Below are 20293 nucleotides of genomic sequence, written 5' to 3' on the forward strand. Positions count from 1 at the left end.
GCGCTGGCCGTTATTTCTTCGCCTTGGGCGGCAGCGCGCTCACCGGGGCGCCCTTCAGGCGCACCGTGACCGCTTCGCCGGGCAGCGGATGCCGTTCCACTTCGTGCTGGATCGCGACGACGGTGCCGTCGTCGAGTCGCACGCGCGTGCGGCGCAGGGAGCCCAAGAAGCTCGACGAGATAACCGTGCCGGCGATGCCCTCGGTGGAGAGGGCGATGTCCTCCGGGCGAACGAGCGCCAGGACGGGGCCGTCGGGCATGGGATCGCCGAGAAGGTCAAGGGTGCAGCCGTGGAGGTGCACCTTGCCGTCGATCAGCTCCGCGGGCATCCGGTTACTGAGGCCAACGAAGTCGGCGACGAAAGCGTTGGCGGGGGTCGCGTAGAGCTCTTCTGGCGTGCCGATTTGCTCGATGCGACCGTCTCGCATGACGGCGACACGATCGGCGACGGCGAGCGCCTCTTCTTGGTCGTGCGTAACGAAGACGGTTGTGATACCGAGCTCTGTTTGGAGGCGACGGATCTCTTCGCGCAGTTGCACCCGCACCTTGGCATCGAGGGCACTGAGCGGCTCATCGAGCAGCAGCACGCGCGGGCGGGTGACAAGCGCGCGGGCGAGGGCGACACGTTGCTGTTGGCCGCCCGAGAGCTGATGGGCGAAGCGTTCGCTGTGCTTCATGAGGCCGACCATCTCCAAGGTTTCGAGGGCACGTTCGCGGCGGCGAGCAGCGGGGACCTTGCGCATCTTGAGACCGAACTCCACGTTCTCGAGCACCGTCATGTGCGGGAAGAGCGAGTAAGCCTGAAAGACCATTCCGATGTCGCGCTTGTTGGTGGGAGTGTCCGCGACATCCACACCGTCAATCAGGATGCCGCCACTGTCGATGCTCTCGAGCCCCGAGATCGTGCGGAGCGCTGTTGTCTTGCCGCACCCTGAGGGGCCGAGTAGGGCCACGAGTTCGCCGGGGGCGACTTCGAGATCGATGCTGTTGAGGGCGGTGTGCCCGGCGAAGGCCTTGACGACCGCGCTGAGTTGAACCGTCGCTCCCGTGGGCGGTGCGGTGTTGGCAGGATCGGACGTTGGCGTGGGGCCCGTCAGGGTGAACGTGGCGGTCATGATTTTCTCCTAGAGGGCGAAGCTGTGCCAAGGCGGCCAATGATCAGCAGCAAGACGAAAGCGAGAACAAGGGCGGCGAGCGCGAAGATCACAGCAACCCACGGGTCGGATTGCGACACTTGCAGCAGCGCGGTTTGCAGGTTGCGGCGGTTAAGCAAGCTCGCAATGGTGAACTCGCCCAGCACGACGGCGATCGAGATGAAGGATGCCGCGAGCACTCCGCGACGCAGGTTGGGCAGCAGGATTGTCCACAGCACGGTCAGCCAGCCGGCACCGAGGGTGCTCGCCGCTTCGCTGAGGGTCTTCACCGGGATCGCGTCGAGGTTGCCCTGGATAGCGCGATAGGCATACGGCAGCACGGTGATGCCGTATGCGAAGGCGAGAGTCCAGGTGGAGCCGCCGAGTACTTGCACGACCACCGAATAGACCGGCGCGAGCCCCACAACCAGCACAATGGCGGGCACCGTGATCGGGATGATGCAGATGAATTCGAGAGTGCGCTTGAGGCGCGGAAACTGCAGATGCACGAGCACCATCGTCGGCAGCAGAAGCACGAGCACGATGCCGACGGTGACGGCAGCGAGCACGAGCGAGTTCTCGATCGCTTGGTATAGACCGCGGTAGGTGCGGGCGCTGTCTTCGCTGAAGAGTCCCGTCCAGTGACTCGTCGTGTAGTCGCCGGCCAGCCCGTTGCGGAAGGTGAACTCGATCATCGCAACGATCGGGATCAGGAAGGTCGCGCCGATAATGCCGAGGATGAGGCGGCGGACGAGGGGGCTCGGTTCGGCCCCGATGCGCACCGCCTGGTTCGCGCTCTTTGCGCGCGAGCTCAGCGGCGCGGTCACGTCGGCGGTCACTTCTGCCACCGCGAGGTGCGGGACTGCAGCACCGAGTACGCCCACATGACGACAACCATGACCACGATCATCCCGAGCGCTAAGGCACCCGCCATGTTCTCGCGGCCGAGCACGGTTTCGCTCACGAGGGCGGCACGAATCTGCAGGGGCACGATTTGTGAACCCTGGCTGATGAGCGCGGCGGCCGTCGCGAACGACGAGAACGCGTTCGCAAAGAGCAGCAGCAGCGAACCGAGGAACGCCGGGGCGAGCACGGGAGCCGCAATGTGGCGCCAGTACGCGAAGCGAGTACCGCCGAGCGTGGCACTGGCTTCAGCCCATTGCGGGCGCAGCGCCGTGAGGGCGGGCAAGAAGGTGATCACCATGAGGGGAACCTGAAAATAGACGTAGGGAAGGATGAGGCCGGGCACTTGGTAGAGCCAGACGCCATCCGCAAAAATATCGATGCCGAAAGTGTCGCGCAGGATGACGGTAACGAGGCCCTGCACGCCGATCGTCGCGATGAACGCGAACGCGAGCATTACGCCGCCGAACTGGGCGAGCACGCTGGCCGCCGACTCGATGATCGTGCGCAGCAGGCCGCCCACCTTGGTGCCGAGCATTGCGTAGCAAATGAGGGCGCCGACTACGGCACCGATGACAGCGGTGACCCCGGAGAGCCAGAACGAACTGCTAAAGGTGGCGAGGATGGTCGGGGTGAACAACCCGGTGATGTTGTCGAACGTCAGCGAACCGTCGTCGGAGAAGAAGCCCGTGACCACCGCAAGGATGGTCGGGAGGGCAAGAAAGATGAGAACGTAGGCTGCGAACGGCGTCAGCCCCGCATAAGCGAGGCGACGACGTCGGTTCGACGGCTTCTTGGCCGGGGCCACGCGAGGATGGTGCCGAGCGGTGAGCTCGACACCATCCTGAGCGGGCGCTGGCGCGGTGGCTAGCGACACGATGTATTAGCTAAGAGTGCTCGAGGGAATCAGCGTTAGCCGATTGCCACAGTCCACTTTTCAGCCAGGATCTCTGCGTTCTTCTCGGCCTGCTCCGGGGTGGGCGTGACGAGTTCACCCTCGAGAGCGCCGAGGGCGTCGAGTGCTGAGGTGTCGACCGTTCCGGCATCCTGCAGAGCCTGAATCGTGACCGGGTACGCGCCGCCGACGATGAAGAGGTTCTGCGCTTCAGGGCTGTACAGGAATTCTTGCCAGAGACGAGCAGCAGCCGGGTGCGGAGCATCCACGCTGATGGCCTGGTTGTAGAAGCTCGTGTAGACGGCGCCGGGAAGAGTCGTGACCTTCCAGCCGTCAACCGTTGCTGCCGCAGCGAGGTTGTTGTAGCTCCAGTCGAAGGCAACCTTGGTCTCGCCGGCAGCAATGGTCGCTCCCGTGACGTTGACCGGGATGAAGTTGCCGGCGGCGTTGAGCTCGTTGAAGAACTCGATACCGGGAGTGAAGTCGTCGAGCGTTCCGCCGCGGTGAACCGTAGCGAGTCCGAGAGCAGCGAACGCGGCTCCGGCCTGCGTGGGGTCACCGTTCAGCGCTACAGCGCCGCGGTACTCCGGCTTGAGCAGGTCGTCGAGGCTCGTGGGCTCGGGAACCGAGTTGGAGTCATAACCGATCGACATGCTGCCGGTGTAGTCGTTGTACCAGAGGCCGGTTGCTTCCTTGTTGTCAGCGGGAATCTCATCCCAGTTGGCGACCATGTAGGGAGCAAAGTAGTCGAGGCTGTCGAGCGCAACAGCAGTTCCGAGGTCGAAGACGTCAGGCGCGGTGTCTTGGCCCTTGAGGTTGTCCGCAGCAGCGATTTCTTCGGCGCTGGAAACGTCGGGGTCAGCGGAGTTGACGATGATGTCGTACTTCTCTTCGAAGAGAGCCTTGATCTCGCCGTAGTTTGCCCAGTTGTCGGGCAACGCGATGACGTTGAGTTCGCCCTCAGCCTGAGCGGCTGCAATAAGAGCGTCCAGTCCACCGAAGTCTTCGGCGGTGGTGGCGGTCGATGCGTCGACATCGCCTGCTGCTGCCTCGGTGGTGCTGCAACCACTGAGTGAGATCGCCGATGCTGCAACGAGTGCAACGACGGCGAGGGTGCGCTTAGTGAACAAGACTTCCTCCAAAGACCACCTCGGCCGCCCGCGCTGTGTGCGGGCAGAGGGTACCGAAACGATCTGGAGTTGACGGTACGCAGCAGGATGCGTCGCTCCCTGTCATCCGGGTAAACGAACCGTGAACGACACAAACACAGTGGGTCTAGAGTTTCCCTCAGCACGGCCACTGTGGATGTCGCCGCCGCTCGGTAGAGTCAGTTGCGTGGCCGATTCCCTCTCTGCAGAGCAAGCGCGCCGAGTGCTGCTCGCTGCCCAGGGCTTCGGGCGCGGCACCGCGAGTGCGGCGACCCCCGCGGGCACGCGCCAGCTCAACCTGCTGTTCGACCGTCTCCGGCTGCTGCAACTCGACTCGGTGAACGTGTTCGAGCGCAGTCACTACCAACCCGTGTTCGCCCGCCTCGGGCACTACGACAAAGCAGCGCTCGATGCCCTGACGTTCCGCAAGCCAACGCCGCGCAGCCCCGGCCGGTATGTCGAGTATTGGGCTCACGAAGCCGCGCTCATTCCGCTCGAGTCGTGGCCGCTGTGGCGCTGGAAGATGGACTCGCTGCGCCAACGCGACGCCGAGCGCTACGAATGGGTGCGCGACAACCAGCCCATGCTGCAGTGGCTGCGTGAAGAACTCGCGACCACCGGCCCCGTCACCGCTCGCGAGATCGAGCACGACGCCAACCGTCGCACCGGCCCTTGGTGGGGTTGGTCTGATGTGAAGCAAGGGCTCGAGATGCTGTTCCGCTGGGGCGACGTCGTCACCGCCGGCCGCACCCGCTTCGAACGCACCTACGCGCTCACCGAGCACGTGGTTCCGACCGAGCTGCGCGAGCGTGAGGTGAGCCGCACCGACGCGCATCGCGCCCTGATTGCTGAATCGGCACGAGCGCTGGGAGTCGGCACGGCATCCGACCTCGCCGACTACTTTCGGCTCAAGGGAGTCGATGTGCGCCCGGCCATTGACGAACTCGTGGATGCCGGCGAGCTCGTTCCCGTGACCGTGCGCGGCTGGGACCAGCCCGCGTGGCTACACCGGGAGGCGCGAATCCCCCGCCGCATCGAGCATGTCGCACTGCTCTCACCCTTCGACCCCGTGGTCTGGGACCGCAAGCGTGCCGAGCGCATGTTCGGGTTCCACTACCGCATCGAGATTTACACGCCCGAACCGAAACGTCAGTTCGGCTACTACTCGCTGCCCGTACTCGTGGATGACGCGCTCGTCGGCCGCATCGACCTCAAGACCGATCGGCAGTCGGGTGTGCTGCGCGTGCAATCCGCGTGGCACGAAACCGGGCTCGACGCCCTGCCGGGCGGCACCGGAGCCCTCGCCGAACGAATCGTGCCGACCCTGCGCGAGATCGCGCACTGGCAGGGCATGGGCGAGATTGCCGTAACCGGCCGCGGCACCCTCTCCCCCGCTATCGAGGCAGAGTTGCAGCGCTAGCTCCCCGCCAGCGCGAGTTGGCGAACCGCACAGTCACAGCACGGCAGAGCTGCAGCGTTAGTTAGAAACCGCCGCCAATTTTGCTCAACCGCTCCACGCGCGACGCGATCGGCGGGTGAGTGCTGAACAGACGATCCATGATGCCGGGCTTCGTCGGATCAGAAATCCACATGTGAGCCATGGTGGAGTTCTGCTTCACCATCGGGCGGCCGTAGTCGCCCAACTTCTGCAGGGCGCTGGCCAGAGCATCCGGATGACGCGTCGTGAGCGCCCCGGTCGCGTCGGCAAGGTACTCACGCTGACGCGAAATCGACGCCTGCACCACTGCGGCGACCAGCGGCGAAATGAGTAACGCCGCAAGCCCGATCACAATCATGATCGGGTTGCTGTTCTGGTTATTGCCGCGGCCACCGAACAGGGTGAAGCGCAGCGCGATATCCGAGATGAAACCAACCGCAACGACGAGACCGAACACGATCATCGACACGCGGATGTCGTAGTTGCGCACGTGACCGAGCTCATGCGCCATGACGCCCTCAAGTTCGGCATCCGTCATGATGTCGAGCAGACCGGTTGTTGCCGCCACAATCGCGTGCTCGGGATCCCGCCCAGTAGCGAACGCGTTCGGCGCCGGATCGTGCACGATGTACACCTTCGGCATCGGCATACCGGTCGTGATCGACAGGTTTTCGACGATGCGATACAGCCGCGGGTTATCGGCCTTCTGAATCTCGACCGCACCACTCATCGCGACAGCCTGACTGCCCGCCGCAAAGTATTGGATGAGGGTAAACACACCCGCACCAATGATCGTGCCGATCGTGATCGTCATCGGATCGCCACCCATCAGAAAGCTCAGCGCAAAGCCGAGGAACCCAATAAGGATGACGAACAGAATGATAATCAGAACAGTGTTGCGCTTGTTTTTCGCTATCGCGCGATACATCTAGACATCCTGGTCACGCCGTTAGAAAGACGAAGAATTAGAACTGAACGCGAGGCGGCTCTGCGATGGAAGCGGCATCCGCAACCTCGAAGAATTCGCGCTCGTGGAAACCAAGGTTTCGAGCGAACAACGTGTTCGGGAAGATCTTGATCTTGGTGTTGAGCTCACGCACGCCACCGTTGTAGAAGCGGCGGCTGGCCTGAATCTTGTCTTCCGTGTCGACAAGTTCGCCCTGAAGCTGCAGGAAGTTCTGGCTGGCTTGCAGCTGCGGGTACGCCTCAGCGACCGCGAAAATGCTCTTGAGGGCAGACTGCATGTGGTTTTCAGCAGCAGCAGCATCGACGGGACCCTGAGCGCTGAGTGTCTCGGCGCGGGCCTTGGTCACCGACTCGAAGACACCCTTTTCGTGAGCTGCATAGCCCTTGACCGCCTCGATGAGGTTGGGAAGCAAGTCAGCACGACGCTTGAGCTGCACCGTAATGTCGCTCCACGCTTCATCAACCCGCACGTTGAGGGTGACGAGCGCGTTATACGTCGTCCACAAGTAGATACCAACGATGACTACGAGCAGAACGATGACGCCGATTACGATCAGGAATTCCATACGTTAACTATAGAACGCGCTGCTGTGCCTCCACCGAGAAAACGAGCCGCTCGCGGCCCCCAATCGCGGGTCGACAACCGCCGCCCAACGCGGGCCCTGCAGAGCGAATCGCTCACTGATTCAGTGCTTTTGTCCCCGTAACAGATGACGTAACGAACTTGCCAATGACCGGCGTCGTGAGAAGCGCGAGTCCCACGCGACGCTTCCACAACTGAAACGTGGTGTGCGGCAGGAAGCCGTTCGCGGCACGACGACCAGCGGCCTGCTTATCGGCGACCACCGGCATCCACTCTTCTTCGTATTCGGCGAAAGCCGCACTCGGTTCGCGATCGCCCGAGAGTTTCTCGGCCAACAGCAGCCCGCCGGCAATCGCCAAGGATGCGCCCTGCCCGGCGAGCAGTGACACCGCCTGACAGGCATCCCCCGCGAAGACGACTCGACCGCGGCTCCACACGGGAAGCTCAATCTGTGCAACCTGGTCGTAGTAAATTTTGGCCGGCTCCGGGCACTTCGCTAACGCTTCAGCCACGTCGTCGCCCATGCCCGCATAGGCGGCCTGAATGGCCTCGCGGGTGTTAGCGGGCAGCACGGTGTCCTCGACACGGTGCGCGGCGAAGAGCGCTACCCGGCCGTCGTGCAGACCGTAAAGCCCGACCATGCGGTCCAGCTCGTCAGTAGAAATCAGGCTGTCGCCAAGCTTGGCGTGCAACGTCGGTGAATCGAACGTGTAGGCGCAGGTGTGCATGCCGAGTTGACGGTCGAACGCCGCCGAATCGCCAAAGATGCTGTAACGAACTGCCGAGTGGATGCCGTCGGCCGCGACCACAATGTCGCCCGAAATGCGCGTGCCATCGGCCAACACCGCCGTGACGTAGTCGGTGCGATCTTCCACCGCGGTGACCGCACTGCCGAACCGCACATCGACGGAGTCGGGCAGAGCTTCGAAGAGTGTCAGCTCGAGGTCTTGACGCATGAGACTCAGAAGTTTGCCGCCCTCATTGGCGGCGACAACTCCGTAATCGAGCGACTGGCTACGACCGTTGGGCCGCACAAAGCGAGCCTCGGTGATCGAGTAGCTCAGCTCGCGCAAACGCTCCAGAATGCCCATTTTCTCGGCGGCGTCGTACCCGGGTCCGAAGAAGTCGATCATGTAGCCCTGCGTACGACGTTCGGGCGCAGCCTCGAGCAGCGTGACCTCCCAGCCGCGCTCGGCCAATTGACCGGCGACCGTGAGCCCCGAAATTCCTGCTCCACACACAATGGCTTTGATAATCGTGCCCTCTCGCTACTTGTAGTGAGCCTGACTTCGGCCCCAGGCAGCTACTGCCCCAACACTTGGCGCAGATAATCGTTCGCGAATACGCGACCGGGATCGAGCCGGTCGCGAATACTCAAGAACTCATTGAATCGCGGATACGCCGTCGCGAGCGATTCGGCTGGCCGGTTATGCAACTTTCCCCAGTGAGGTCGGCCGTCGTGAGCCATCATGATCGCCTCGACCTCGCGAAAATACTCGGCGGGGTCTTCGCGCCAATACCGGTGCACCGCGACATATCCGGTGGCGCGCCCCGACGCGGTAGAGAGCAGCAAGGAGTCCGCCGCCGCCGAGCGCACCTCGATCGGAAACGAAACCCTCCACCCTCGATCGGTGATCAATTTCTGGATGGCGCGCACGGCATCCGGCACCGCTTCGAGAGGGAGGGCATATTCCATTTCGCGAAACCGAACCGTGCGATCGGTGACGAAGACGCTGGTCGACACGTCAGTGAACTCGCGATTGCCCGAGAGCTTCACGGCGAGCCGGTTGATCGGCGGGATAATCGCCGGCGCTGCGTGGCCGGCGGCGCTGATGGCACGAAAGACTCCGTTGGCCATGAACTCGTCATCAAACCAACGCGAAAACCGGCTGAGCGGATGCCGCGGCGCATCACCCAGCAGACGCGTGTTGCTCTTGGTCAGAGCCGTCGTGGTGTGCGGCCAGACGAAGAACTCGAAGTGATCAGTTTCGGCACTGCGCTGCAGCCACTCATCGAGCACGACGGCGGCCGGTTCGGGGCGCTCCACCGCGTGCAGCAGAAATGTCGGCACGCATTCGATCGTGACGTCGACGAGGATGCCGAGGGCACCCAAACTGAGCGCAGCGGCAGGCAGCAGCTGCGGGTTCTCATTCGCGTTCACGCGCAGCACCTCGCCCGCCGCCGTGACGAGGGTGACACCGCGCACTTGGGTGGCGATGCCGCCGAAGCGGGCCCCCGTGCCGTGGGTGCCCGTGGAGATAGCACCGGCGATTGTCTGGCGGTCGATGTCGCCCATGTTGGCGAGCGCGAGCCCGAGCGGTTCGAGCAGCGCAGGAAGTTCGTAGAGGTTCGTGCCGGCCCCGAGCGTGACGTGAGTGGGCTGCGTGCCGTCGGCGCCCCCGACCGCGATCACGCCCGCGATCACGCCCACGTCGAGGTGCAGGCCGTCGGTTGCCGCAATCGAGGTGAAGCTGTGACCGGCACCCCAGGCCTTGACCGTTACGCCTGAGTCGCGTGCGAAGTTCACCGCCGCGATAACCTCGTCGATGCTTTCCGGGCGAGCCGCAAATTCAGGATGCGCGCTCTCAGAACGACCCCAATTGCGCCAGCCGGAGCCGGGACGGAGGGATGCCGGAACCGTGCTCGCGGCGCTTGCAGCCGCGGGCGGCATCCACTCGGGCGTTGTCATCGTGCGGCGTTCTGCGGGGCAGCAGCACTGCCGCGGTTCGATGTCGTCATAGGAAGGCTTTACCCTCGCCGCGATAGGTCGGCACTGTGTCGACGATGCGACCATCGGCGACGACCGCGAATTCGTTGAGGTGCTCCGACAGTTCGCCGGCTTTCGCGTGGCGGAACCAGACGCGGTCGCCCACCTCAAGGTGTTCCGCAGCGGGGCCCGTGAACGGGGACTGCACTTCGCCGGCGCCCTCGCGCGGCACATACTTGAGGCCTTCGGGCCACTCGGGCTGGGGCATCCGGTCGACGCCGGCTTCGCCCGAGGCGATCCACCCGCCACCGTGCACCGTCGCGATATCGAGCGAGTATTTGCGGTCGACGGCGAGCGCGAATGCTGCCGCCGGGGCTGGGGTGAAGTGACTGTAGTTGTCAAACAGGTGCGGGCCGAAGAGGCCGCTGCCCGCCGCGATCTCCGTGACCGCGGTGTCGTCGGCGGTAGATTCGAGCGAGCCCGTGCCGCCGCCATTAACAAATTCGAGCTCGGCGATTTCGCTCACCGACGCCACGATTTCGCCGCGACGCTCGCGAAGTTCTTTGGCGGATGCCGCCTGCATTACATCGAGGAGGCGACCGAACGCAGCCTTGTGAGGCGGTCTGTTGCCGACTCCTGCGATCTGCGCTTCGTACGCCATGATCCCGACGAGCGTGAAGCCGGCACGGTCGACCACTGCACTGGCCAGAGTGCGCGCTTGCGCCGCCGAGCGCACTGGCGAGCGATGTGCTCCGACGTGACCGAGCAGCGGGGACTGGAACGAGGCATCCACATCGATGCACACCCGAATGGTCTCGCGGTGCTGCGGCGACAGCACCGAGTCGACGAAGTCGAGGTGCTCGACCGAGTCGATCATGAGCGTCACGCGTTCGGCGAGCGCCGGGCTCGTGCCGAGCGCGGCGATGGCGGCGCGGTCCACCGAGGGGTAGCCGACGACAACATCGTCGATGGTCTCTGCCAGCCACAGCGCCTCAGTGAGGGTGTAGGCCAGAACGCCCCGAAAATCGTCAAGCTCGAGCACCGCGTCCATGACCGCACGAACGCGGATGGACTTGCTCGCCACCCGAATCGGCACTCCGGATGCCCGGCGAACCATGTCGGCGGCATTGTGCGAGAGCGCTTCAAGCGAGAGCACGCCATAGGGAGCATCGAGCGCGTGCGTGGCGTCGGCGAGCGTCTGCCAATAGTGCTCGGGGGCGTGCCAAGGCGTTGCGGGGGTGCTGAGCAGCTTCACGGATTCCTTTGGGCCACGGCGGCGGTTGTCGAGGCACAGCGCGACCGGGGTGGGCAGCGGCGCCGTGGTGGCTCAACTTTCCCAGAACTGCGCGCGCAGCACAACGGGCCGCGCAGGATTGCGGCTCTCATGCTGAGCCGGTGCGCTGGCCTCGGTGCTTCTCGCGGATGGCCGCTTGACCGTCGCGCGTCGGTGGCGTTGAGTGTAATCATGACTTTCGTAAACGTAGGCACCCTTGGAGTGAAGCCCGGCCACCGCGATGAGGTCGTCGCCATTCTCACGCGGCGCAGCACCGACCTCGATAGCGCCGGATGCCTCAGTTACGAGGTTGGGGTAAGCGACGAGCAGCCCGACACCGTGTTTGTTTCTGAGCTGTGGGAATCGGCCGAGGCCCACGCCCTCTCGTTACAGCTGGCGAGCGTGCAGGCCGCGATCAAAGAAGCGATGCCGCTGCTGAGCGGCGAGATGGGCGGCCACCGCTTCGAGGTTGTCGGTTCGCCGCTGCGCGACTAAGAACTGCGGTTCGCGCGACTACGTTTTCCGGCGTTCCACCAGAACACCCATGCAATGAGCCCAAAATAGGGAATCGCGAGCAGCACGACCGCCCACACGAGCAGAAAGAACATCGACAGGGTCGTCTCGCGGGCGGTGACGATGATGGCCCAGACGCTCGCAGCGTAGGGCAGGATCAGCGTCGCGACGATGACGAGGTGCCACACACTGAAGTTGTCGATCATCGTGACCCCATCGCCATAAATTGAGAATCTATCTGCTTGAGGTTACGCGATTCGACGCTCGGGGAACACCCACCGCACGAGGCCGAAACCGATCGCGGCGCCGATGAGCTGGGCCGCGATGAAGCCGGGGGCCGAGCCGGGGGCGATTCCCGCAAACGTGTCACTGAACATCCGACCGATGGTGATGGCAGGGTTGGCGAAGCTCGTGGAGCTCGTGAAGAAGTACGCCCCGCCGATGTACGCGCCCACAGCGATCGGCGCGAGGTTGGCACGGCCGGTTCGCACGAGAGCGAAGATCACGACGATGAGGCCGACGGTCGCGACGACCTCGCTGAGAAAGTGGCTTGGCGTGAGGCGCACGGTCGTGCTGAACGTCACGGCAGCCTGGCCAAACATGACGTTCGCGAGGATCGCGCCGACGATGCATCCGATGATTTGGGTCGGGATGTAGAACGCGGTATCGCGCCACGACCGCAGCCCGCTGAGCGAGTCTACGATCGAAACGACCGGGTTGAAGTGAGCGCCACTAACGGTCATGAAGACGAGGATGAGCACGCCAAGCCCGAAGGCCGTCGCGAGAGCATTCTCGAGAAGTTGCAGCCCCGTGTCGCCCGGCGAAAGCTGCTGAGCAGCGATACCGGAACCGATGACGACCGCGGCGAGGCCGGCGCTGCCGATAAATTCAGCGGTCAGTCGGCGGGCAAGAGCGAAAGTGCGAGGCGCGGTCATTCGGCGATCATACCGAAACATTGATAACTGTCTATGAATCATGCGCTCTCGCTTAGACTGAGTGCCATGCCTGCGACCGAGTCATCCGCTCCCGCTCCCGCTCCCGCTCCCGAAAGCGAACGCGCGGTAGCCGAACGCATCGCCCAGAGCATGCGTGCGATCGCTGACCCCACCCGAGTGCAGATTCTGCGCCTACTCATGGATGCCCCCGACGGCCGCCGCGGAGTCACCGACCTTGCTGCTCGCCTCGGCCTCACCCAGCCCACTGTGAGCCACCACGTGCGCATCATGGCGACTGACGGCATCCTGCAGAGCACTCAGGAAGGGCGCCAGGTCTGGTACTCCCTCGTGCCGTCGCGCCTTGCCGATGTCTTTGATTTTGTGCAACGCTCCCCCAGCGATGGCGTGCCCGTGAGCGTCGACCCTGCCGTTCTCGAACGAATCAGCAGCGACCTCGCCATGCGATTCGCTGGCACCTTCTCCCGCGAGACCATCGCGGGTTATGTCGCGAGCAGTTATGAGCTTCTCCAGCAGGGAGCACCGCGGGATCGCCATCTGTCGTCCCATACATCGCGGTTTGCGGCCGACCGTCTGGGGGCACTGGAAGCGGCTCAGCTTCACCGCGACACCACAGCAACCGCAGACTCGCCAGCATCCAGCGACGCGCCAGCCGAGGATCCGGCAGAGGCCGCAGCCCCCGGCGCGACCCGCCCGACCAGCGTGCTCTTCGTGTGCGTGCAAAATGCCGGTCGCTCCCAGCTGGCCGCTGCCATCCTGCGCTCCCTCGCCGGAGATCGAGTTCGCGTGCTGACCGCGGGATCACAACCGACCGAGTCAATCAACCCGAAGATTGTGGCCGCGCTCGATGAGATCGGCGTCTCGGTCGATGGCGAATACCCGAAGCCCCTCACCGATGAGGTCGTGCGCGGCGCGGATGTCGTCATCACGATGGGCTGCGGCGACGCCTGCCCGATCTACCCCGGCCGCCGCTACCTCGATTGGGAATTGCCCGACCCCGCCGCCATGGCGATGGATGGCGTGCGTGCCGTGCGCGACGACATCGACACCCGAGTGCGCGAGCTGCTTCGCTCGCTGCCGCCGGTGAACGCTGCGTGAACTATCGCGTTCCTGCACCCGCAGCGCTCGCGCAAAGCATAGACATTCATCTATGCTTTGCCTATGACTACCGAGACTGCCCCCACCGCTAAGCCCGTCGTCCTGTTCGTCTGCATCCACAATGCGGGTCGTTCCCAGATGGCCGCCGGCTACATGGCGGCGCTCTCGCACGGTGCCGTCGAGGTCCGCTCGGGCGGCTCGGAGCCCGGCAACGAGATCAACCCCACCGCCGTCGCCGCGATGGCCGAAGAGGGCATCGACATCTCCCAGGCGGTCCCCCAGCTCATGACCACCGACCAGGTGCAGGCCTCGGATGTCGTCATCACGATGGGCTGCGGCGACGTCTGCCCGATCTTCCCCGGCAAGCGCTACGAAGACTGGGAGCTCGTCGACCCCCGCGGTAAGGGCATCGAAGACGTGCGCCCCATCCGTGACGACATCAAGGCGCGCATCCAGAAGCTACTGGCAGAAATTCTGCCCGCCTAGATACCCGATTAAACAACTGAAGGCGGCCGCATTGCGACCGCCTTCAGTTCGTTAAGCAGATAGTGCCCCGACAGGGACTCGAACCCTGACTGTGATGATTTTAAGTCATCTGCCTCTGCCAATTGGGCTATCGGGGCACGCAGGCTCCACGCTTGCGCGCAGAGCCTGCAGTCACACTACTTGGGGCGTGACGCGAACTCTTCGAACGCGCGACGCGGTTCTACGCGAGCCTCGATTGAGACAGTGTCGCGACCCCAGAAGAAGTTCGTGATCCAGTTACTGAAGACGCGAGCCTTGCGCTCGAACATCGGCATCGCCATGCCGTGGTAACCACGGTGCATGAACCAGGCTGGGAAGCCCTTGATCGCGATCTTGCCGGACTGGAAGACACCGTGGTACAGGCCGAGACCGGCAACCGCACCCTGGTTCTTGTGGAAGTAGTCCTTGGGCTCTTCGTCGCGCAGCGAAGCCACGATGTTCTTGGCCATGAGCTTGGCCTGGCGAACAGCGTGCTGAGCGTTCGGAACGCAGAAGCCGCCAACGCCACCACCGGTGAGGTCAGGAACAGCACACACGTCGCCAGCACCCCAAGCACCCTCGACGATTCCGTCGTCGTTGATGACACGGAGGTCAGCCTGCACGCGGATGCGGCCACGCTCCTCGATGGGAAGGTCGGTGGCACGAACCACGGGGTTCGCCATAACGCCAGCGGTCCACACGATGGTGTCTGACTCGAAGCTTTCGCCGGTCGACAGCTCAACCACGCCATCCACAGCGGACTTCAGCTGGGTGTCGAGGTGAATCTGAGCGCCACGGTCAGCGAGGTTCTTGATAACCCACTTGCTCGTCTCAAGCGAAACCTCAGGCATGATGCGACCCATAGCTTCGATGAGGTGGAAGTGAGTGTCTTCGAACTTGAGGTTCGGGTAGAGCGCCAGCAGCGATGAGGCGAGGCTGCGCATTTCGCCGAAGGCTTCGATACCGGCGAAGCCGCCACCGACAACAACGAACGTCAGTAGACGGTCGCGCTCGGGGCCAGCAGGCAAGTTGGATGCCTTATCGAAGTTGGTGAGGATGCGGTCACGCACCTCCACTGCCTCTTCGATCGTCTTCATACCGATGGCTTCGTCAGCAACACCGGGGATGGGGAAGGTACGCGAAACGGCACCGGCGGTCACGACAACGAGGTCGTATTCCATCTCCCACGAGTCGCCCACCTCGGGCTGAATCGTTGCGGTCTTTGTCGCGTGGTTGATTCCCGTGACCTTCGCCGTGACGACCTTGGTGGTCTTCAGGTGGCGACGGTGAGGAACAACCGCGTGGCGAGGCTCGATCGAGCCTGCAGCAACCTCGGGCAGGAAAGGCTGGTACGTCATGTAGGGAAGAGGGTCAACCATGGTGACCTCAGCTTCGCCGCGGCGTAGCCACTTTTCGAGCTTACGAGCAGTGTAAAAACCGGCGTAACCGCCGCCGACAATCAAGATTTTTGGCACGAGTTAGAGTCTCCTAAAAGGGGAAGTTCGCCACCAAACTTACTCCCTCTCGCGCAGACTCCTAAACCGGCGCCAGGCGAGAACGCCGGAACCAGCCAAAATGAGGAAGAAAATACCGTAAACGGCGAGCGGAACGCCCACATTACGAAGCATGCTGACGGTCGGCAACAGCGTTCCCAAGGGACTTGCCGGGCCCGCAATGGTCGTCGTGTCGTTCTCGGGGACCGGCTGCGGCGTGGGACTGAACGTCGGCACCGGGGCGGGAGTTGATTGTGCGCGGCGGTAGATCGTGATCCATTCCGCGAGGCTTCCCATCGGGTTCTCGTCAACCAAGGGCACGTTGGCGTTCACGGCATCCTCAGCATCGATCAATCCAAAACCATAGATAGCGTCGGTGCCGGGAGTACCCGTGTCGTGCGCGGTAGCCACGATGCGGTTGATCACATTATTGGCATCCAGTTCTGGATGCGCAGCACGCACGAGTGCGACGATGCCAGCAACAATCGGCGTTGCTCCACTGGTGCCGTTCCAGAGCACGTGTGATCCGCCGGGCGCGACACCGACGAGATCTTCGCTCGGAGCTGCAACACCGATCGTGATGCCCTGCGTTGAAGCATTAAAACTGGCGACGCCATTCACATCGACGCCGGCGACGGTCAACACTCCCGGCATTGTGGCGGGAGCACCGACCGAGGTCGTGCCGCTGCCACGGTTACCGGCGGCAGCAACGACGACCACATCATTTTGCATGGCGTACAGGAAGGCGCTGTCCCAGCTCGTGGGCCAGTCCAGAGTTTCGCGAGTGAGCGAGAGGTTGATGACGTCGGCACCCTGATCGACCGCGTAACGAACTGCCTGAGCAATTTGGTCATCCGAGCTAATGGGGCCGCCCGTGAAACCGATCGAGATCGCCAAAATATTGGCTTCGGGAGCTGCGCCGATCACGCCAGCACCCGTTCCGGTGCCTCGCCCCGCGGCCAGAGACGCCACAAGCGTGCCGTGGGCCGGGTTGTCTTCGCCGACAGCCTTCTGCCCGTCGGGGGCGCCCTCGCCCGAAAAATCTGTTCCCCCGGTGACTGCGCCGACAAGTTCTTTCACCGTGCCGTCAACACCGGTATCGATGACGGCGATCGTGACTCCGGCACCCTTGGTGGTTTTCCAGGCAGCCTCGATGCCGTATTCCTGAAGCCAATACTGTTGGTCGCGCACCGCATCCGCGTGCGCGGGTGTCGCTACCAATACGGATGCCAAACTCGCCATCACGACGAGGCCGGCAGCCCAGAGCTTCACTGGCCGCTCTCCGCCGCCTTGCCCGCTGCGGCATTCTGCTCAGCGGCTCTCTCCTCAGCGGCCTCCGAGTAGTCGGGGCACTGGCAAATGGCGGGGTTCCACGAGGCGCGCTCAAGAGCGATATCGCCGATGGGGTTGACGCCCGGCCCCGCCGCGAGCGTGTGCCCGACGAGGGCGTGTAGGCACTTCACTCGAGTCGGCATGCCACCGGCTGAAACGCCGGCAAGCTCGGCAACAACTTCGATTCCATCGCGGTCAGCGATGTACGCCTCATGCGCCGCCTGATACTGAGCACCGATTTCACCCTCCAGCATCGCGGCGAGCTCAGGCATGTGGCCTTCAGCCTCGAGCGTTGAGACGGATGCCGTCGCGGCCGGGTGGCACAGGTAATAGATAGTGGGGAACGGCGTTCCATCGCTCAGGCGCGGCTTCGTTGACACGACGGTGGGAGCACCGCACACGCAGCGCGCAGCGATACCGATCACATCGCGAGCAGGGCGCCCGAGTTGAAGCGACACAATGCGCACATCTTCATCGCTGACGGCGTCAAACGGTGGGGTGGTCATTGCTCAGATCCTTCAGTTGCGGGGTCGGTGAGGTCGTCGGGGGCTTTGTCGGTGAGACCAGCAGTGTAGATGGACGACACGAGAGATTGCACCCAATCGATCTGGGTCGTTTGGATGCTCGCACTCACTGGCACACCATCTGCTGTGGTGACCTGATCGGCGTCGCCGGTGACGAGATAGCTCACTTCGCCCGGGTACACGTAGTACAGCCGATCCCGAGCCTGCGATTCGATATACGCGGGGTCATCCCACCGCGCTACGTTCACGTCGAGATCGTCGACGGATTCTTGCGCTTCGTCGACCTGCGCTTGAAGCTGCGCGATCGTTTGCTGTTGCTCGATCAGGATGCGCAGGTTCGGCGCAAGGACGACGACGGCGAGTATGAGCAAACCAAGCATGAGCACGGTGAAGCCCGAGAAGCGAATCGTGCGCAGCCAGTGTTCTGGCGCGCTCTCCTCGGGCAACGACACCGCTACCTTTTTTGCTCGTACTCGCCTAGCCATGCGTTCGATGCTAGACGACGCTAGTGAGTGCTAGCCGTTGAACCGCGGGAAGGCGGAACGGCCAGCGTAAACTGCGGCATCGCCGAGCTCTTCTTCGATGCGCAGCAGCTGGTTGTACTTCGCTACGCGCTCGGAGCGAGCTGGTGCACCGGTCTTGATCTGGCCAGTGTTGAGCGCTACCGCGAGGTCAGCGATCGTGGTGTCTTCGGTCTCGCCGGAACGGTGCGAGATAACAGCGGTGTAGCCAGCGCGCTGAGCCATGGACACAGCATCGAGGGTCTCCGTGAGCGAACCGATCTGGTTCACCTTCACGAGGATCGAGTTTGCCGTGGCGAGTTCGATTCCCTTGGCGAGACGCTTCGGGTTGGTGACGAACAGGTCATCTCCGACGATCTGAGTCTTCGAACCGATCTCGGCGTTGAGCTGAGCCCAGCCCTCCCAGTCGTCTTCGTCGAGTGGGTCTTCGATCGACACGAGCGGGTACGCAGCAACGAGCTCGGCGTAGTACGCGCTCATCTCGCCAGCCGACTTCGAGGCACCCTCGAAGGTGTACGAACCGTCTTTGTAGAACTCGGTCGCAGCGACGTCGAGTCCAACGGCGATGTCCTTGCCGGGGGTGAAGCCAGCCTTCTCGATTGCTTCCATGAGGAGGTCAAGTGCGGCACGGTTGCTCGAGAGGTCGGGGGCAAAGCCGCCCTCGTCGCCGAGGCCAGTGCTGAGGCCCTTGCTCTTGAGAAGGTCCTTGAGCACGTGGTAGGTCTCAACACCCCAGCGGAGGCCTTCGCTGAAGGTCTCGGCGCCGTGCGGGAGGATCATGAATTCTTGGATGTCGACGTTGCTGTCGGCGTGCGAACCACCGTTGATGACGTTCATCATCGGCACGGGGAGCACGTGAGCGTTCGGTCCGCCAAGGTAGCGGAAGAGGGGCAGGTCTGCCGAGTCAGCAGCAGCCTTCGCCACGGCGAGCGACACACCGAGAATCGAGTTGGCGCCAAGGTTCTTCTTGTTCTCGGAGCCGTCAACCGCGATGAGCTCAGCGTCGACGAGACGCTGGTCGGAGGCGTCGAGGCCTTCGATGGCGGGGCCAAGGTCGTCGATAACCGCGTCAACGGCCTTCTGAACGCCCTTGCCGAGGTAACGGCCTTTGTCGCCATCGCGAAGCTCGTAAGCCTCGAATGCTCCAGTGGATGCTCCCGAGGGAACTGCGGCGCGGGAAACCACACCGTCGTCGAGCAAAACTTCGACCTCAACGGTCGGGTTGCCCCGAGAGTCAAGAATTTCGCGGGCGCCAACTGCTTCGATCAAGGCCACAGGGGATCTCCTTTAAGAAAGATTGTTTGGACTATTAGTGGTGGATGTCCGTGTGAAAGCCTACTCCGCGCCAGCGACAGGCGCTGACTCGTTACGAGGCACGGTGGGCTGCGGCGGGGCGGGGCGGAACTGTCCCGTGGCAATCAGTACGATCACGAGAACGAGCGGCACGAGCCATCCGGTCCAGCCCAGGATGCTGGCCTGAAGCGGGTCGAAACTCTCACCGACCATGATGAAGACGAAGGAAAACCCGGCAGCGGCATTGAACGAACCGTGTGCGAGCGCGGCAGGCCAGACAGATACAGATCGGATGCGCAGCCACGCAAAAACGCCGCCAACGACGATGGTCATGCCGACCATGGCCGCGAGCGCGAGCCACCCCGGAGCGCCCGGATAGTTGTAGCCGAGCAGGATGAGGGGCGCATGCCAGAGCCCCCAGATCACTCCCGAAATAATGATGGCGGGAACGATGCCGAGGGGCAGCAGTTTGGGCAGCAGCCAGCCGCGCCAGCCGAGTTCTTCTCCCAGTGCCGGGATGGTGTTGATGACAGCACCGATCGCCACGTTGAGGAACTGTGCCGCCACGAGCAGCCCGATCGGAACCGCTAGCGGTGCTTGGCCAAGCGCCTCAAGCTGGCCGTCGAGCATCGTCTGGTAACCGGAGAAGTTAACGAAATCGGCCGGGTAGACGCCGACAAGCGCTCCGACGGCGAGCGCCGCCAGAATGAGAGCGGGTGGAATGACGAGTGCTAGCGCCAAGTAGCGCAGGAACCTGCCGATAGGGCGCACCGAACCGAGCCCCAGCGCCGCACGGCGGGAGCGGGCATCCGGATGCTTCTCCACAAAGAAGACGACAACAAGCGCGGCAATCGCGGGCGTAAACATCATCGCGAGAGCGAACACCGGGAAGAACGGATTTTCGAGACCGCCGGTGAACCACAACGGCAGAGCGAACACCCACGCGAGCCCAAAACTCAGAGAGACAAAGACGAGAATCGGTTTGACCTGAGCGTTCACTGTTCTCCCTCGAAAAGC

At 63.3% G+C, this 20293-nt stretch carries 21 protein-coding genes and 1 tRNA gene; 4 read left to right on the top strand and 18 right to left on the bottom strand.

The window, feature by feature from the left end; all coding sequences use genetic code 11:
• Window positions 1-10: 10 nt before the first annotated feature.
• The 4 genes from I6E58_RS12510 to I6E58_RS12525 are packed head-to-tail and all read right to left on the bottom strand — an operon-like array spanning window position 11 to window position 4060.
• A complete protein-coding gene (locus I6E58_RS12510; RefSeq protein WP_197134197.1) occupies window positions 11-1114 on the bottom strand; it encodes an ABC transporter ATP-binding protein in 1104 nt (367 codons plus the stop codon).
• Window positions 1111-1971, bottom strand: a complete 861-nt coding sequence (locus tag I6E58_RS12515; protein ID WP_307842137.1) for an ABC transporter permease subunit — start codon at window positions 1969-1971, stop codon at window positions 1111-1113. Before I6E58_RS12515 ends, I6E58_RS12510 begins: the two co-directional genes overlap by 4 nt.
• Entirely contained in the window at window positions 1968-2912 is a 945-nt protein-coding gene (locus I6E58_RS12520; RefSeq protein WP_197134199.1) for an ABC transporter permease subunit, read from the bottom strand. The genes I6E58_RS12515 and I6E58_RS12520 overlap by 4 nt, the downstream gene beginning before the upstream one ends.
• Window positions 2913-2947: 35 nt before the next feature.
• On the bottom strand, window positions 2948-4060 hold the full coding sequence (locus I6E58_RS12525) for an ABC transporter substrate-binding protein (RefSeq protein ID WP_197134201.1): 1113 nt from the start codon (window positions 4058-4060) through the stop codon (window positions 2948-2950).
• 205 nt (window positions 4061-4265) lie between these two features.
• Here I6E58_RS12525 and I6E58_RS12530 point away from each other — a divergent pair, with 205 nt between their 5' ends.
• Complete coding sequence (locus I6E58_RS12530; RefSeq protein ID WP_197134203.1) at window positions 4266-5498, top strand: winged helix-turn-helix domain-containing protein; 1233 nt, start codon at window positions 4266-4268, stop codon at window positions 5496-5498.
• Window positions 5499-5559: 61 nt separating this feature from the next.
• On the opposite strand, the gene I6E58_RS12535 is transcribed toward I6E58_RS12530, so the two are convergent.
• The 5 genes from I6E58_RS12535 to I6E58_RS12555 form a co-directional block, all read right to left on the bottom strand.
• The gene (locus I6E58_RS12535; RefSeq protein WP_197134206.1) at window positions 5560-6444 is read right to left on the bottom strand and encodes a M48 family metallopeptidase; all 885 of its coding nucleotides are present in this window, start codon (window positions 6442-6444) and stop codon (window positions 5560-5562) included.
• A 37-nt stretch (window positions 6445-6481) separates the two neighbouring features.
• Entirely contained in the window at window positions 6482-7048 is a 567-nt protein-coding gene (locus I6E58_RS12540) for a LemA family protein (protein WP_197134209.1), read from the bottom strand.
• 112 nt (window positions 7049-7160) lie between these two features.
• A complete protein-coding gene (locus tag I6E58_RS12545; protein ID WP_197134212.1) occupies window positions 7161-8306 on the bottom strand; it encodes an FAD-dependent monooxygenase in 1146 nt (381 codons plus the stop codon).
• 62 nt (window positions 8307-8368) lie between these two features.
• Window positions 8369-9754, bottom strand: coding sequence for a D-arabinono-1,4-lactone oxidase (locus I6E58_RS12550; RefSeq protein ID WP_197134215.1), 1386 nt, complete (start codon window positions 9752-9754; stop codon window positions 8369-8371).
• Window positions 9755-9800: 46 nt separating this feature from the next.
• Window positions 9801-11027 carry an amino acid deaminase/aldolase gene (locus tag I6E58_RS12555; RefSeq protein ID WP_197134218.1) on the bottom strand — a complete coding sequence of 409 codons (1227 nt, stop codon included), beginning with the start codon at window positions 11025-11027 and terminating at the stop codon, window positions 9801-9803.
• A gap of 210 nt (window positions 11028-11237) precedes the next feature.
• Here I6E58_RS12555 and I6E58_RS12560 point away from each other — a divergent pair, with 210 nt between their 5' ends.
• Window positions 11238-11540 (top strand): putative quinol monooxygenase, encoded by a 303-nt coding sequence (locus I6E58_RS12560; protein WP_197134222.1) that lies wholly within the window; start codon window positions 11238-11240, stop codon window positions 11538-11540.
• Here I6E58_RS12560 and I6E58_RS12565 read toward each other — a convergent pair.
• Together I6E58_RS12565 and I6E58_RS12570 are read right to left on the bottom strand one after the other, a co-directional pair.
• Entirely contained in the window at window positions 11537-11764 is a 228-nt protein-coding gene (locus I6E58_RS12565; protein ID WP_197134225.1) for a hypothetical protein, read from the bottom strand. The genes I6E58_RS12560 and I6E58_RS12565 overlap by 4 nt on opposite strands.
• A gap of 42 nt (window positions 11765-11806) precedes the next feature.
• Window positions 11807-12493 carry an MIP/aquaporin family protein gene (locus I6E58_RS12570; RefSeq protein ID WP_197134228.1) on the bottom strand — a complete coding sequence of 229 codons (687 nt, stop codon included), beginning with the start codon at window positions 12491-12493 and terminating at the stop codon, window positions 11807-11809.
• Window positions 12494-12559: 66 nt separating this feature from the next.
• On the opposite strand from I6E58_RS12570, the gene I6E58_RS12575 reads away from it, so the two are divergent.
• Window positions 12560-13609, top strand: a complete 1050-nt coding sequence (locus I6E58_RS12575) for a metalloregulator ArsR/SmtB family transcription factor (protein ID WP_231595627.1) — start codon at window positions 12560-12562, stop codon at window positions 13607-13609.
• Window positions 13610-13672: 63 nt separating this feature from the next.
• The gene (locus tag I6E58_RS12580) at window positions 13673-14095 is read left to right on the top strand and encodes an arsenate reductase ArsC (RefSeq protein WP_197134231.1); all 423 of its coding nucleotides are present in this window, start codon (window positions 13673-13675) and stop codon (window positions 14093-14095) included.
• Window positions 14096-14158: 63 nt separating this feature from the next.
• Here the strand turns inward: I6E58_RS12580 and I6E58_RS12585 are convergent.
• The 7 genes from I6E58_RS12585 to I6E58_RS12615 all read right to left on the bottom strand — a co-directional run bounded on the left by I6E58_RS12585 (window position 14159) and on the right by I6E58_RS12615 (window position 20275).
• Window positions 14159-14232 (bottom strand) — tRNA-Leu (locus tag I6E58_RS12585).
• A 39-nt stretch (window positions 14233-14271) separates the two neighbouring features.
• Window positions 14272-15588 carry an NAD(P)/FAD-dependent oxidoreductase gene (locus I6E58_RS12590; protein WP_197134236.1) on the bottom strand — a complete coding sequence of 439 codons (1317 nt, stop codon included), beginning with the start codon at window positions 15586-15588 and terminating at the stop codon, window positions 14272-14274.
• Window positions 15589-15627: 39 nt separating this feature from the next.
• Window positions 15628-16878 (bottom strand): S8 family serine peptidase, encoded by a 1251-nt coding sequence (locus tag I6E58_RS12595; protein WP_197134239.1) that lies wholly within the window; start codon window positions 16876-16878, stop codon window positions 15628-15630.
• Complete coding sequence (locus I6E58_RS12600; RefSeq protein WP_197134241.1) at window positions 16875-17444, bottom strand: DUF501 domain-containing protein; 570 nt, start codon at window positions 17442-17444, stop codon at window positions 16875-16877. The genes I6E58_RS12595 and I6E58_RS12600 overlap by 4 nt, the downstream gene beginning before the upstream one ends.
• On the bottom strand, window positions 17441-17947 hold the full coding sequence (locus I6E58_RS12605; protein WP_231595629.1) for a septum formation initiator family protein: 507 nt from the start codon (window positions 17945-17947) through the stop codon (window positions 17441-17443). Before I6E58_RS12605 ends, I6E58_RS12600 begins: the two co-directional genes overlap by 4 nt.
• A gap of 30 nt (window positions 17948-17977) precedes the next feature.
• Window positions 17978-19258, bottom strand: coding sequence for a phosphopyruvate hydratase (gene eno / locus I6E58_RS12610; protein ID WP_129073241.1), 1281 nt, complete (start codon window positions 19256-19258; stop codon window positions 17978-17980).
• 60 nt (window positions 19259-19318) lie between these two features.
• Complete coding sequence (locus tag I6E58_RS12615) at window positions 19319-20275, bottom strand: CPBP family intramembrane glutamic endopeptidase (RefSeq protein WP_307842138.1); 957 nt, start codon at window positions 20273-20275, stop codon at window positions 19319-19321.
• Window positions 20276-20293 lie beyond the last annotated feature (18 nt).

This window comes from Salinibacterium sp. SWN1162 (genome assembly GCF_015864675.1).
Classification (GTDB): Bacteria; Actinomycetota; Actinomycetes; order Actinomycetales; family Microbacteriaceae; genus Rhodoglobus.